This window comes from Microbacterium sp. NPDC056003, from assembly GCF_042274785.1.
Taxonomy (GTDB): domain Bacteria; phylum Actinomycetota; class Actinomycetes; order Actinomycetales; family Microbacteriaceae; genus Microbacterium.
In genome coordinates this window covers 56119-69914 of record NZ_JBHJXQ010000002.1, presented here as the reverse complement: position 1 = coordinate 69914, position 13796 = coordinate 56119, and the positions used below count along the sequence as shown (strand labels likewise).

Genomic DNA, 13796 nt, shown 5'->3' with positions numbered 1-13796 from the left:
TATGTCAGTTTAGGCGGTCAGTCGCGCACTTGTCCGACGCCCCGCGCCAGCCACTTCGTGCTCGTGAGCTCGGAGAGGCCCATCGGGCCCCGTGCGTGCAGCTTCTGCGTCGAGATACCGACCTCGGCGCCGAAGCCGAACTCGCCGCCGTCGGTGAAGCGGGTGGAGGCGTTGGCCATGACGACGGCCGAGTCGACCTCCGCCAGGAAGCGCTCGGCGTGAGTGGGGTCGTCTGTGATGATCGACTCGGTGTGGTGGGTTGAGTAGCGGCGGATGTGGTCGAGCGCCTCGTCGAGGTCGTCGACCACGCGCATGGCGATGTCGAGGCTCAGGTACTCGGTCGACCAGTCCTCGTCCGTCGCCGGGACGACGTCCGACGCCAGCGCCGACACGGTCTCGTCACCGTGCACCGTGACGCCCGAGTCGCGCAATGCCTCGACGACCGGCGGAACCAGCCGGGCTGCGGCATCCTTGACCACCAGTACGGTCTCGACGGAGTTGCACACGCTCGGACGCTGCGTCTTGGCGTTCACGACGATGTCACGCGCCCAGTCGAGTCGCGCGGTCGAGTCGAGCACGATGTGCACGACGCCGGCACCGGTCTCGATGACCGGGACGGACGACTCCGTGACCACTGTCTCGATGAGCTGGGCGCTCCCCCGCGGCACGAGCACGTCGACGATGCCCCGGGCCTGCATCAGCTCACGCGCGCCTTCTCGTCCGAAGTCGTCGACGGTCTGGATCGCTTCGGGGTCGATGCCCTGATCGGCGAGGGCGCCGCGCATCGCCCGAACGAGCGCGGCGTTCGTGCGCTCAGCGGCCGTTCCGCCACGCAAGACGACGGCGTTCCCCGACCGCAGCGCGAGTGCGGCGATGTCGACGGTGACGTTCGGGCGCGCTTCGTAGATCGAGCCGACGACCCCGAACGGCACGGCCACCTTCGTCAGCGCGACGCCGTTCGCCAGGGTCCGGGTGTCGAGGACGCGGCCGACGGGGTCGGGCAGCTCGGCGACCTCCCTGACCGCCGCGGCGAGGGCGGCGACGCGCGGCTCGTCGAGCCGCAGGCGATCCTGCAGCGCGACCGACAGTCCGGTGCTGCGCCCGCGCTCGAGGTCCTCGACGTTCGCGGCGACGATGTCGCCGGCGGCACTCTCGATCGCCCGAGCGATCGCCTCGAGGGCGTCGCGCTTGGCGGCGTCGGTGAGGAGCCCGACACTGCGGGAGGCCTCCTTGGCGAGAAGCATCCGCTCGCGGGCAGTCGTGGCGGTGGTGGTCATCCCACCAGTTTATCGACGGCGGTGCGCACCGGTCCGGTCGCCGGTGCCGCGGTCGGCTCGGGGTTCGGCTGGAACCACGTGCCGATCTCGGCGCCCGCGAGAGCGTCGTCGACGAGGTCGGCGCTCGTGACGAGAACGCCGATGCCGGATGCCGCGGCCAGCCGCGCGGCCGAGACCTTGGTCGCCGCACCGCCGGTGCCGACGCTGTTGACCACGACCGAGCCGAACTCGAACCCGTGCAGGTCGTCGCCGTAGGCGACGCGGGTGATCGGCGTCGCGCCGGGCTCGTCCGGCGGCCGTGTGTAGAGGCACTCGATATCGCTCAGGAGCACGAGCGCGTCGGCACCGACCAGCTGCGCGACGAGCGCGGCGAGCCTGTCATTGTCGCCGAAGCGGATCTCGTGCGTGGCGACGGTGTCGTTCTCGTTGACGATGGGCAGGATCCGCAGCCCGAGCAGGCGCTCCATGGCGCGGCGTGCGTTCGAGCGGTGCGTGGGGTTCTCGAGGTCGCCGGCCGTCAGCAGCACCTGGCCCGCGACGATGCGGAACGCGCGGAGTGCCGCCTGGTAGCGGTAGATGAGCACGTTCTGGCCCACGGCGGCCGCGGCCTGCTGAGTGGCCAGGTCGCTCGGGCGCTCATCGAGCTGGAGATACGGCATGCCGGTGGCGATGGCGCCCGAAGATACGAGGACGACCTCGACACCACGACCGTAGGCGGCCGCGAGGGCGTCGACGATCGGACCGATCTTCTGGGCGTTGTCGCCGCTGATCGAGGAGGAGCCGACCTTGACGACGACCCGGCGCGCCTGCGGCAGGTCGCGGCGTTCCAGCGTCACTCGTCGCCCTCCGCGCTCCAGTCCTTCGCTGCACGGCGCTCGGCCTCGAGTTCGGCGCGGGCTTCAGCCTTGGCATCCATCATGTCGTGGTACCGCTCGCGACGCTCGGCCGTCGTCCGGCGGCTGCTCTGCACCAGGCGCGGGTCGGTGCCTCGCGGGGCGGTCGCGAGTTCGGCGACCGACTTGAGCGAGGGCTCCCAGTCGAAGACGATGCCGTCTCCTTCGCCGATGACGACGGTCGCGCCGGGGGTCGCACCCGCGCGGAACAGCTCGTCCTCGACGCCCAGCTTCTCGAGCCGGTCCGCGAGGTAGCCGACGGCCTCTTCGTTCTGGAAGTCGGTCTGCTGAACCCAGCGCACCGGCTTCTCGCCGAGGATCCGGTAGATGTTGCCGTAGGTGCCGCCCTCGACGCGGATCCAGAACTCCTTCTCGGAGCCCTTGGGGCGGATGACGATGCGCTCGGGCGCAGGGGTCTTGGCCTGCTCGATCCGGTGCTCGGCGACGATCTCGCCGAGCGCGAAGGTGAGTTGGCGCAGCCCCGCATGACTGACGGTGGAGATCTCGAACACGCGGAACCCGCGGGCTTCGAGTTCCGGCCGCACGAGGTCGGCCAGGTCCTTCGCCTCAGGCACATCGACCTTGTTCAGTGCGACGAGCTGCGGACGCTCGAGGAGCGGCGTCTGGCCCTCGGGCACCGGGTACGCGCCGAGCTCGGCAAGGATGACATCGAGATCGCTCAACGGGTCGCGACCGGGATCGAGGGTCGCACAGTCGAGGACGTGCACGAGCGCGGTGCAGCGCTCCACATGGCGCAGGAACTCGAGGCCCAGGCCCTTGCCCTCGCTCGCGCCCTCGATGAGACCGGGAACGTCGGCGACGGTGAACCGCACGTCACCGGCCTGCACGACACCGAGGTTCGGGTGCAGGGTCGTGAAGGGGTAGTCGGCGATCTTGGGGCGCGCCGCGGAGACGGCCGCGATGAGACTCGACTTGCCCGCCGAGGGGAACCCGACCAGGGCGACGTCGGCGACGGTCTTCAGCTCCAGCTGGACGTCGCCCTCCCACCCGGGGGTGCCGAGCAGCGCGAAGCCCGGGGCCTTGCGCTTGGGGTTGGCCAGCGCCGCATTGCCGAGACCGCCCAAGCCACCGGGCGCGACGACGAAGCGCATTCCTGGCTCGATCATGTCGACGAGCGTGTCGCCCGAGGGGTCCTTCACCACCGTTCCGACGGGCACCGGGAGCTCGAGCGACTCCCCCGCCGCACCGGAGCGGTGATCGCCCATGCCGAACCCGCCGTTCCCGCCGGAGCGGTGCGGCGAGTGGTGGTAGGACAGCAGGGTCGTCACCTGGGGGTCGGCGACGAGCACGATGTCGCCGCCGTGCCCCCCGTTCCCCCCGTCGGGACCGGCCAGCGGCTTGAACTTCTCACGGCGCACGGAAACGCAGCCGTTGCCGCCCTTGCCGGCGCGCAGATGCAGCGTCACACGATCCACGAATGTGACCATGCGTTCCCCCTCACGAGCGGTCTGGGTGGGCCCCAGAGTAAAGGGAAAGGGGCGAGCCGAAGCCCGCCCCTTTCCTCGAGTGTGCGTACTCCGAGGATTACTCCGCGGCGGCCACGATGTTGACGACCTTCCGGCCGCCCTTCTGACCGAACTCGACAGCGCCCGCCGCGAGGGCGAACAGCGTGTCGTCGCCGCCACGTCCGACGTTGGCGCCGGGGTGGAAGTGGGTGCCGCGCTGACGGACGATGATCTCGCCGGCGAGGACCTGCTGGCCGCCGAAGCGCTTCACGCCCAGTCGCTGAGCGTTGGAGTCACGACCGTTACGGGTGGAGCTTGCGCCCTTTTTGTGTGCCATCTCTGCGTCTCTTCCTGGACTTACTTGATGCCGGTGACCTTGACGCGCGTGAGGTCCTGGCGGTGCCCCTGGCGCTTCTTGTAGCCGGTCTTGTTCTTGAACTTCTGGATCACGATCTTCGGGCCGCGCTCCTCGCCGAGAACCTCGGCGGTGACGGTCACCTTGGCGAGCTTGTCGGCGTCGGTCGTGACAGCGTCGCCGTCCACGAGCAGGACGGCGGGCAGCTCGATCTTGTCGCCGATCTTCGCGGCCTGGCGGTCGAGAACGACGATCGTGCCGACCTCGACCTTCTCCTGTCGGCCACCGGCGCGCACAACTGCGTAAACCACTTCACACCTGTTTCTACTGAGTTGGAGCGCACGGCTCCGGTTGTCTTTGCGAGACTCTGCTCTTGCGAGAAGAGGAAGTCCTGGTGCGGGAGCGACGGCTCCAGCCGGCTGCTGAGCCTGTCGAGCATCGCCATATCCTGCGAAACGGGACGCACCAAAGGACTACTTTACCGGATGCCGCGACCAACGCCAAAAGCGGACCGAACCGTGTCGCGGCATCCGTCGTGAAATGATCTCGGGGTGGCGATCCTCATCGACAATCCGCGATGGCCCGCCCACGGGAGGCTGTGGGCGCACCTCGTGAGCGACAGCGATCTCGACGAGCTGCACGCGTTCGCCGCGGCGAACGGCATCCCCCGCCGCGGCTTCGACCGCGATCACTACGACGTGCCCGATGACGCCCACGCCAGACTCGTCGCCGCGGGTGCAGAGCACGTCGACGGCCACGAACTGGTGCGGCGGCTCATCGCGTCAGGACTCCGCGTGACGGCGCGGGAACGACGCGCCGGCCGCTGACCCTCTTCGGAGCAGGCGGACGGCGCGTCGTCGAGATCAGTCCTCGGAGGGCGTGTGCGACACCGGCGTGCCGGTGAGGGCGGCCGTGGTCACGCGACGGCGCGACCGGCCCTGCCCCGGGGCCTTCGGCTCGGGAAGCGCCTCGAGCACCGAATCGAGGAGGATGTCCTTCTCGGTCTTGGGCGCCTTGGTCTTCGTCTTGGCCGCGTCGCCGCGCTTCTTGCGCGCCTTCTTCGGCCGCTCCGCCGGCGCCTCGACCGCGGCCGGCTCGTCTGCCGGCACCTCGTCGTGGTGGTGGATCGTCGACGCGGCGATCTGCGCCAGCGCAGACTTGACGCCCTCGGTGATCACGTGCGTGCCGTTGGAGCCGCCCGTGGCCTGCTGCTGGGCGCCGCCTCCGCCGCGGGAGCGGCGACCCGACGGCGCACCGCCCGACGACTGCGCGCCGCGGTGCTTGACGACGGGATCGTGATGCACGATCACGCCGCGGCCGGCGCACACCTCGCAGGGCTCGCTGAAGGTCTCGAGCAGCCCGAGGCCCAGCTTCTTGCGCGTCATCTGCACGAGGCCGAGCGAGGTGACCTCGGCGACCTGGTGCTTCGTGCGGTCGCGGCTGAGGCACTCGACCAGGCGTCGCAGGACCAGGTCGCGGTTGGACTCGAGCACCATGTCGATGAAGTCGACGACGATGATGCCGCCGATGTCGCGCAGCCGCAGCTGGCGAACGATCTCCTCGGCAGCCTCGAGGTTGTTCTTCGTCACGGTCTCTTCGAGGTTTCCACCCGAGCCGACGAACTTTCCGGTGTTGACGTCGACGACCGTCATCGCCTCGGTGCGATCGATGACCAGCGAGCCGCCGGACGGCAGCCAGACCTTGCGGTCGAGCGCCTTCTCGATCTGCTCGGTGACACGGAACTCGTCGAACGGGTCGCGGTCGCCTTCGTAGGCCACCACGCGCTCGAGCAGGTCGGGCGCGACGCTCTCGACGTACTTCGTGATGGTCTGGTGCGCGTCCTCGCCCTGGATGAGCATGCGCGTGAAGTCCTCATTGAAGACGTCGCGCACGATCTTGACGAGGAGGTCGGGCTCGGAGTGCAGCAGCGCCGGCGCCTGGATCGTCTGGACCTGCTTGCTGACGTGCTCCCACTGCGTGGTGAGCCGCTGCACGTCGCGCGTGAGCTGGTCTTCGGTGGCGCCCTCGGCGGCGGTGCGGACGATGACGCCCGACGATTCCGGCAGCACCTCCTTGAGGATCTTCTTGAGACGCGCGCGCTCGGTGTCGGGGAGCTTGCGGGAGATGCCGTTCATGGCTCCGCCCGGCACGTACACGAGGTAACGGCCCGGCAGCGAGATCTGGCTCGTCAGCCGGGCGCCCTTGTGGCCCACGGGGTCCTTCGTGACCTGCACGAGCACCTTGTCACCCGACTTCAGCGCGAGTTCGATGCGGCGCGGCTGGTTGCCGGTCTCCACGGCGTCCCAGTCGACCTCGCCGGAGTACAGCACGGCGTTGCGGCCGCGGCCGATGTCGACGAACGCGGCCTCCATGCTCGGCAGCACGTTCTGCACGCGACCGAGATACACGTTGCCGATCAGCGAGGCGTCCTGGTTGCGCGCGACGTAATGCTCGACGAGAACGTTGTCTTCGAGCACGGCGATCTGGATGCGACCGTTCTTGGAGCGGACGATCATGACGCGGTCGACGGCCTCGCGGCGTGCGAGGAACTCCGCCTCGGTCACGACCGCGCGACGGCGGCCGGCCTCTCGGCCGTCACGGCGGCGCTGCTTCTTGGCCTCGAGGCGCGTCGAGCCCTTGATGCGCTGCGGCTCTGTGATGAGCTCGACGGCGCGCTGGCGCGGCTGCGCCGGCTCGGACGGAGCGGATGCCTCGTCGCGGCCCTCTCCCCCGCGGCGGCGACTGCGACGCCGCGTCGATCCGGACGACTGCTCGGAGTCGCGCTCGCGCTCCTCGTCAGGCGCCGGAGGCAGGAAGGCGATCTCGGGTGCGTAGAAGTGCAGTTGTGTCGACACCTGGGACACGAAGTCCTCGGGCAGGAGTCCGAGGCCCACCGCGGTCAGCGGAGCCTCCGGCTCGGGCTCCCCGGGGGTCTCCGGCTCGGTCGTCGCCTCAGCTTCGACCGGCGCCTCGAGCGCACTCGTGGCGTCCGCCTCCGCGTCGGCCGCGCCGGCGTCCGGCGCCGCCTCGGTGGCGCCGTCGTCCGTGACGGGCGCTGCGCCGCCCTCTTCGAGGACCTCGACGGCCTCGATCACGGCTTCGGCCTCAGCCTCCGCGAGATCGGTCGGGTCGCTCGCCGCGTCGGTCGCCGCGGTGTCCGCAGCATCCGGCGCTAGCGCGGCATCCGATTCGTTCTGGGGGTTGAGGTCTGCATCTGTTCCATCGGCCATCACTGGCTTACTCCCTGCGGGTCGGCACCGCGCGCCGCCCGGCGAAATCTCTTGCGGTGCCGCACCTGCGGTGCCGCGAACTCACTCGGTCTGCAACGGGATCCCGGCTCATGCGGCGGGAGCTCACGCTGCCAAGGGCATTCGTCGCCCTGAAGTCTTCTGGTGATGCGGGTCGCGGCGCGGCCGCGGGGCATCGACGACCATTATCGCACTTTCGCCCGCCGATTGCTCGCCGACGCCACGCCGGGGATTTCCCACGGCTCGGCGCGCGGCATCCGCTCATCCTCCGATGCCATAATCCGAGGCATGCCGCGCGCCCAGACCCACACCCGCCCCACCGGCCTGGCCGTCTGGCTGATCATCGCCGGTGTGATCGGGTGGATCGCCGCCTTCGCGCTCACGATGGAGCGACTGCACCTGCTCGCCGATCCCGACGCGATCGCGTCGTGCGACTTCAGCCCGCTGGTGCAGTGCACCGCGAACCTCGGGTCATGGCAGGGCAGTGTGTTCGGGTTCCCGAACCCGATCCTGGGCCTTGCGGGGTGGGTCGCCCCGATCGTGGTCGGCGTCGCGATCCTCGCCGGCGCGCGGTTCGCCCGCTGGTTCTGGTGGCTCTTCGAGCTGGGGATGATCTTCGCGTTCGGCTTCGTGATCTGGCTCATCAGCCAGAGCATCTTCGAGCTCGGCACGCTGTGCCCCTGGTGCATGGTCACCTGGGTCATCACGATCCCGACGTTCTACGCCGTGACCCTGCACATCCTGCGCTCGGGCATCGTGGCGGTGCCGGCCGGAGTGCGCTCGGCGTCGGAGCGCCTGATGGGCTGGCTCCCGCTGCTCGCCGTCGGAAGCTACGCCGTCATCGCGGTCATCGCGCAGGTGCAGCTGGACGCGCTCCAGCGCATCTTCCCCGGCTGAGCCGGATCAGGCGAACCAGATCGCCAGCTCGCGCGCGGCCGACTCGGGGCTGTCGGAGCCGTGCACGAGGTTCTGCTGCACTTTGAGGCCCCAGTCCCGGCCGAGGTCGCCGCGGATGGTGCCGGGCGCGGCCGTGGTCGGGTCGGTCGTGCCGGCGAGCGAGCGGAAGCCCTCGATGACGCGGTTCCCGGCGAGGCGGATCGCCACCGACGGACCGGACATCATGAACTCGAGGAGCGGCTCGTAGAACGGCTTTCCCTCGTGCTCGGCGTAGTGCCGCTCGAGGGTGCCGCGGTCGGGCTCCACCAGGCGGATGTCGACGAGGGAGTACCCCTTCGCCTCGATGCGGGCGAGGATCGCGCCGGTCAGGCCGCGCGCCACGCCGTCGGGCTTGACCAGGACGAGGGTCTCTTCGGTGGCCATGTCAGTCTCCGTTCGCCGTTCCGGCTTCGTGTGGGGGGTTGGCCGCGAGCTGCGCGTTGCGCCGATCGAGCTGGGCCCCCTTGATCGTCGCATACGCGTACATCCCGCCGAAAATGAGTGCCACCAGCCCGAGCGCCGGAACGAGGAAGGCGCCGAGTGCGACGACGAACTGCAGCACCCACCCGAAGGCGATGCCCCAGGGATAGCGCACGAACCGGCCGGTGAGGATCATCAGCACGGCGACGACGGATCCCGCGACGATGCCCCACCACGGCTCGATGGGTTCGGGGAGGGCCTTGAGGCCGTAGATCACCAGCCCGCCGAGGAACGCGATGATCGACTCGAACGCGAGCACGATCGACGCGAGCGACTCCGCGGCACCGCGGGCGCGGCGGGCGGGCTGCTGGGGGGCGGTGCCGGTCATGCCTCCCACCCGCTCTTCCAGTCCTCGGCGTCGGCCAGGGTGATCGCCTCGCCCGCCAGCACGACGGACCCGGCGATGATCACGGCACGGCGTTCGGAGTCGGCTCCCCACGCCCGCGCGGCCTCCGCGGCTTGCGCGAGGTCGTCGTAGACGGTGACGGGCAGCTCGTGCGACTCCGCGAGATCGGCGAGTCGGTCGGCGTGCTCGGCGCGCTCCGACGCCGGCGCGGTCGCGAAGACGTGGGTGGCCACCGGTGCCAGCTCCGCCATGATCCCTGCGGCATCCTTGTCGCCCAGCACCCCGAGCACGACGCCCCACTCGTCGAAGTCGAACGACTCCCGCAGCGCGGCGACGAGGGCCCGCACACCGTGCGGGTTGTGGGCGGCGTCGACGAGGACGGTGGGCGCGATCCCGATGAGCTGCAGGCGGCCGGGGGCGGTCGCCTGTGCGAGTCCCTCGGTGAGGACGGCGGCGGCGATCGCCTGCGAGGCGCCGCCGATGAGCGCCTCGACGGCGGCGATCGCGAGTGCTGCGTTGAAGCCCTGGTGTCCGCCGTACAGCGGGAGGTACTCCTCGTCGTACGTGCCGGCGAGGCCGCGCACGGTGATCTGCTGCCCGCCGACGGCGAGCCGCTGCTCGGCGAGACCGAAGTCCTCGCCCTCGAACGCGATGCTGGCGCCGTGCGCAGCGGCCGCGTCGCGCAGCACTCGCTCGGCAGCGGGATCCTGGCGCGCCGAGACGACGGCGGCTCCGTCTTTGATGATCCCCGCCTTCACCGCTGCGATGTCGGCGATCGTGTCGCCGAGCCGGTCGGCGTGATCGATGTCGATCGGCGTGAACACGGCGACATCGCCATCGGCGGTGTTGGTCGAGTCCCACGATCCGCCCATGCCGACCTCGAGCACGAGCACATCGATCGGGGCGTCCGCGAAGGCGACGAAGGCGAGCACCGTGAGCAGCTCGAAGAACGTCAGCGGCGCGTCGCCCGCGGCCTCGAGCTCGGCGTCGACCAGGGCCACGAAGGGCTCGATCTCGTCCCACGCGTCAGCGACGCCCCCGTCGGCGATGGGCTCGCCGTCGACCATGATGCGCTCGGTGAAGCGCGCGAGGTGCGGGCTCGTGAACAGCCCCGTCCGCAGCCCGTGTGCGCGCACCAGGCTCTCGATGATGCGGCTGGTCGATGTCTTGCCGTTCGTACCCGTCACATGCACGACGCGGTAGGTCTTCTGCGGATCGTCGAGCAGTTCCAGCACACGGCGGGTGCGCTCGACGCGCGGCTGCACCCATCGCTCCCCCTGCCGCTCCAGCAGCGCCGCGTAGACCGCGTCGGCGCGACTCACATCGCGATCACTCATGCGGATGCCTCCACCTTCGTCACGGAGACCGCGAACGCTCCGCGGTTCGCGAACGTTCCCGCGGGGAACTCGGCCGTGTGGTCGGGATCGGTGTCGGGAAGGCTGCCGCGCGGCCCGTAGAGGGCGTGCTCGACTGCGAGCGTCTCCCCCGCGACGTCCGCCACGGCGAACGCCGTCTCGACGCCTACGCGATCGTCGATGTCGTCGAACGCGAGCTCGAGCCGGATGCGGTCGCTCACGTCGAACCCTGCCGCCTTGCGGGTGTCCTGCACGGCGCGGATGACGTCGCGGGCCAGGCCCTCCGCTTCGAGCTCAGGCGTCGTCGCGGTATCGAGGAGCACGAAACCGCCGTCCGCGAGCAGCGCGATCGCGGTGCCCTCGTCGACTCCGCCGGCCTCCAGGGTGAGCTCGTACTCGCCCTCCTGCAGGGCGATGCCGTCGACGACGACCACGCCGTCGACCTCCTCCCACACACCGGCCTTGGCACCCGAGATGACATGCTGCACCTGCTTCCCCAGACGCGGCCCCGCCGCGCGGGCGTTGACCGACAGGCGCTTGCTGATGCCGTAGCGCTCCGCGACCCCGCCATCGAGCTCGACAAGCTCGACGGCCTTGACGTTGAGCTCGTCGCGCAGGATGCCGTCGAACTGTGCGAGGGAGGCGCCATCCGGAACCACCACCGTCAGCTTCGCCAGCGGCAGGCGCACGCGCTTGCCCTCCTTCTTGCGCAACGCGTTGGCGACGCTCGACACCTGGCGGACAGCGTCCATCGCGGTGCGGATGTCGTCGGCCGCCGGGAACGCCGCGGCATCGGGCCAGTCCTGCAGGTGCACGCTGCGGCCGCCGGTCAGCCCTTGCCACACCCGCTCCGAGACGAGCGGGATGAGCGGTGCGGCGACGCGGGTGAGCGTCTCGAGCACCGTGTAGAGGGTGTCGAACGCCTCACGGCTCGTCGGGTCATCGGTCACGCCGACCCAGAAGCGGTCGCGCGAGCGGCGGATGTACCAGTTGGTCAGCGCTTCCGCGAAGTCCCGCAGCTTGGCCGCAGCCAGCGTCGAGTCGAGGCCTTCGAGGTCGACCGCGACGTCGCGCACGAGGTCACCCAGCAGCGCCAGGATGTAGCGGTCGAGCACGTCGGTCGAGTCGGTGCGCCAGGTCGCTTCATAACCGTCGGGTCCGGACGCGTTGGCGTAGGTCGCGAAGAAGTACCAGGCGTTCCACACCGGCAGCATGAACTCGCGCACTCCGGCGCGGATGCCCTCCTCGGTGACGACGAGGTTGCCGCCGCGCAGCACGGAGCTGGCCATGAGGAACCAGCGCATCGCATCCGACCCGTCGCGATCGAACACCTCGCTGACATCGGGGTAGTTCTGCAGCGACTTCGACATCTTCAGCCCGTCGCTGCCCAGCACGATGCCGTGGCACGACACCCCGGTGAACGCCGGACGGTCGAACAGCGCCGTCGACAGGACGTGCATCACGTAGAACCAGCCGCGGGTCTGCCCGATGTACTCGACGATGAAGTCGGCGGGCGAGTGCTCCTCGAACCATTCCTGATTCTCGAACGGGTAGTGCACCTGCGCGTAGGGCATGGAGCCCGAGTCGAACCACACGTCGAAGACGTCCTCGATCCGGCGCATCGTGCTCGCGCCCGTCGGGTCGTCGGGGTTCGGGCGGGTCAGCTCGTCGATGAACGGACGATGCAGGTCGACGGCGCCGTCCGCGTTGCGCGGGAGGCGGCCGAAGTCGCGCTCCATCTCCTCGAGCGAGCCGTACACGTCGACGCGCGGGTACTCGGGGTCGTCGCTCTTCCAGACCGGGATCGGCGAACCCCAGTAGCGGTTGCGGCTGATGGACCAGTCGCGCGCGCCCTCGAGCCACTTGCCGAACTGGCCGTGCTTGACGTTCTCGGGAACCCAGGTGATCAGCTCGTTGTTCGCGAGCAGGCGGTCCTTGATGTCGGTCACCCGCACGAACCAGCTCGACACCGCGCGATAGATGAGCGGGTTTCGGCACCGCCAGCAGTGCGGGTACGAGTGCTCGTAGCTCGCCTCGCGCAACAGGCGGCCCTGCTGACGGAGCAGGCGGATCAGCGGGCGATTGGCATCCATCCACAGCTCGCCGGCGACATCGGTCACCTGCGGCAGGAACCGTCCGCCGTCGTCGAGGCTCATGATGAGCGGGATGCCGGCTGCCTCGGTGACGCGCTGGTCGTCCTCGCCGTAGGCCGGGGCCTGGTGGACGATTCCGGTGCCGTCGCCGGTCGTGACGTAGTCGTCGACGAGGATGCGCCAGGCGGTCCCGGTGCCCCAGATCTCGGCATCCGCGTAGTAGTCGAACAGTCGGTCGTAGGACACGTCCTCGAGCTCGGAGCCCATCACCGTCTGGACGACGGCCTCGCGTGCCGCTTCGGCGCTCTCGTAACCGAGGTCCTTCGCGTAACCGGCGAGCAGCTCCTCGGCGAGGAGGTACCTGTGCGCGTACGCCTCGGCGAGCTCGTCGGCGCGTCCGTCCGGCGTGTGATGCACATCAGCGGCGCCGGCCGGGCCACCCGGGAGCACGACGTAGCGGATGTCGGGACCCACCGCAAGGGCGAAGTTCGTCGGCAGGGTCCAGGGCGTCGTCGTCCACGCCAGCGCGCGCACGCCGGTGAGTCCGAGGGCCTCGGCCTTCATTCCGACGAGCGGGAACGTCACCGTGACCGAGGGGTCCTGGCGCATCTTGTAGACGTCGTCGTCCATGCGCAGCTCATGGGTGGACAGGGGCGTCTCATCGCGCCAGCAGTACGGCAGCACGCGGTGCCCCTCGTACGCGAGTCCCTTGTCGTGCAGCGTCTTGAACGCCCACAGCACCGACTCCATGTACGACGGGTCGAGCGTCTTGTAGCCGCGCTCGAAGTCGACCCAGCGCGCCTGACGGGTGACGTAGTCCTCCCACTCGCGCGTGTAGGCGAGGACCGACTCGCGGGCCTTCGCGTTGAACGCCGCGACGCCCATCTCCTCGATCTGGGTCTTCTCGGTGATGCCGAGCTGCTTCATCGCCTCGAGCTCCGCGGGCAGGCCGTGCGTGTCCCACCCGAACACGCGGTCGACCCTCTTGCCCCGCATCGTCTGGAAGCGCGGGAACAGATCCTTGGCATAGCCGGTGAGCAGGTGACCGTAGTGCGGCAGCCCGTTCGCGAACGGCGGGCCGTCGTAGAACACCCACTCCTCGGCGCCCTCACGCTGCGCGATGGATGCGCGGAACGTGTTGTCCGACTGCCAGAACGCCAGCGTGTCGCGCTCGATCTCGGGGAAGCGCGGACTCGGCACGACGGAGTCGGCGGCGGGTCCGAACGAGGACTTGGGGTAGGTCATGTCACTCCAGCAGGTTGCGATGCTTCCTGCGAGGACGACCCTTACGAGCCGCGGTACCACCCCGCGTGACCCCCGCCGAACGGCGGGACCCCACTCTCACTG

General features: G+C 69.8%; 12 protein-coding genes. 2 read left to right on the top strand and 10 right to left on the bottom strand.

Annotated elements, in window-relative coordinates:
• Positions 1-17: 17 nt before the first annotated feature.
• From ACFC1W_RS09600 to rplU, 5 genes are all read right to left on the bottom strand, one after another.
• On the bottom strand, positions 18-1277 hold the full coding sequence (locus tag ACFC1W_RS09600; RefSeq protein ID WP_375991645.1) for a glutamate-5-semialdehyde dehydrogenase: 1260 nt from the start codon (positions 1275-1277) through the stop codon (positions 18-20).
• Positions 1274-2113 carry a glutamate 5-kinase gene (gene proB, locus ACFC1W_RS09595; RefSeq protein WP_375991643.1) on the bottom strand — a complete coding sequence of 280 codons (840 nt, stop codon included), beginning with the start codon at positions 2111-2113 and terminating at the stop codon, positions 1274-1276. Before proB ends, ACFC1W_RS09600 begins: the two co-directional genes overlap by 4 nt.
• A complete protein-coding gene (gene obgE, locus ACFC1W_RS09590) occupies positions 2110-3618 on the bottom strand; it encodes a GTPase ObgE (protein ID WP_375991640.1) in 1509 nt (502 codons plus the stop codon). Before obgE ends, proB begins: the two co-directional genes overlap by 4 nt.
• Positions 3619-3715: 97 nt before the next feature.
• Positions 3716-3973: a 50S ribosomal protein L27 gene (rpmA, locus tag ACFC1W_RS09585; RefSeq protein WP_168914038.1), complete on the bottom strand. Its 258-nt coding sequence runs from the start codon at positions 3971-3973 to the stop codon at positions 3716-3718.
• A 20-nt stretch (positions 3974-3993) separates the two neighbouring features.
• Positions 3994-4302 carry a 50S ribosomal protein L21 gene (gene rplU / locus ACFC1W_RS09580; protein WP_168914039.1) on the bottom strand — a complete coding sequence of 103 codons (309 nt, stop codon included), beginning with the start codon at positions 4300-4302 and terminating at the stop codon, positions 3994-3996.
• Between the two features lie 240 nt (positions 4303-4542).
• Here rplU and ACFC1W_RS09575 point away from each other — a divergent pair, with 240 nt between their 5' ends.
• Entirely contained in the window at positions 4543-4818 is a 276-nt protein-coding gene (locus ACFC1W_RS09575) for a DUF4031 domain-containing protein (protein ID WP_375991636.1), read from the top strand.
• 36 nt (positions 4819-4854) lie between these two features.
• On the opposite strand, the gene ACFC1W_RS09570 is transcribed toward ACFC1W_RS09575, so the two are convergent.
• Entirely contained in the window at positions 4855-7221 is a 2367-nt protein-coding gene (locus tag ACFC1W_RS09570; protein ID WP_375991633.1) for an Rne/Rng family ribonuclease, read from the bottom strand.
• Between the two features lie 306 nt (positions 7222-7527).
• On the opposite strand from ACFC1W_RS09570, the gene ACFC1W_RS09565 reads away from it, so the two are divergent.
• Complete coding sequence (locus ACFC1W_RS09565) at positions 7528-8136, top strand: vitamin K epoxide reductase family protein (protein WP_375991630.1); 609 nt, start codon at positions 7528-7530, stop codon at positions 8134-8136.
• A gap of 6 nt (positions 8137-8142) precedes the next feature.
• Here ACFC1W_RS09565 and ndk read toward each other — a convergent pair whose 3' ends face one another.
• Genes ndk through ileS form a run of 4 tightly spaced genes read right to left on the bottom strand, consistent with a single transcriptional unit; the run spans position 8143 to position 13694 of the window.
• Positions 8143-8559, bottom strand: a complete 417-nt coding sequence (gene ndk / locus ACFC1W_RS09560) for a nucleoside-diphosphate kinase (protein ID WP_191766898.1) — start codon at positions 8557-8559, stop codon at positions 8143-8145.
• 1 nt (position 8560) lies between these two features.
• A complete protein-coding gene (locus tag ACFC1W_RS09555) occupies positions 8561-8983 on the bottom strand; it encodes a DUF4233 domain-containing protein (protein ID WP_375991626.1) in 423 nt (140 codons plus the stop codon).
• Positions 8980-10338, bottom strand: a complete 1359-nt coding sequence (locus ACFC1W_RS09550; protein WP_375991624.1) for a bifunctional folylpolyglutamate synthase/dihydrofolate synthase — start codon at positions 10336-10338, stop codon at positions 8980-8982. Before ACFC1W_RS09550 ends, ACFC1W_RS09555 begins: the two co-directional genes overlap by 4 nt.
• Positions 10335-13694: an isoleucine--tRNA ligase gene (gene ileS, locus ACFC1W_RS09545; RefSeq protein ID WP_375991621.1), complete on the bottom strand. Its 3360-nt coding sequence runs from the start codon at positions 13692-13694 to the stop codon at positions 10335-10337. Before ileS ends, ACFC1W_RS09550 begins: the two co-directional genes overlap by 4 nt.
• Positions 13695-13796: the final 102 nt, after the last annotated feature.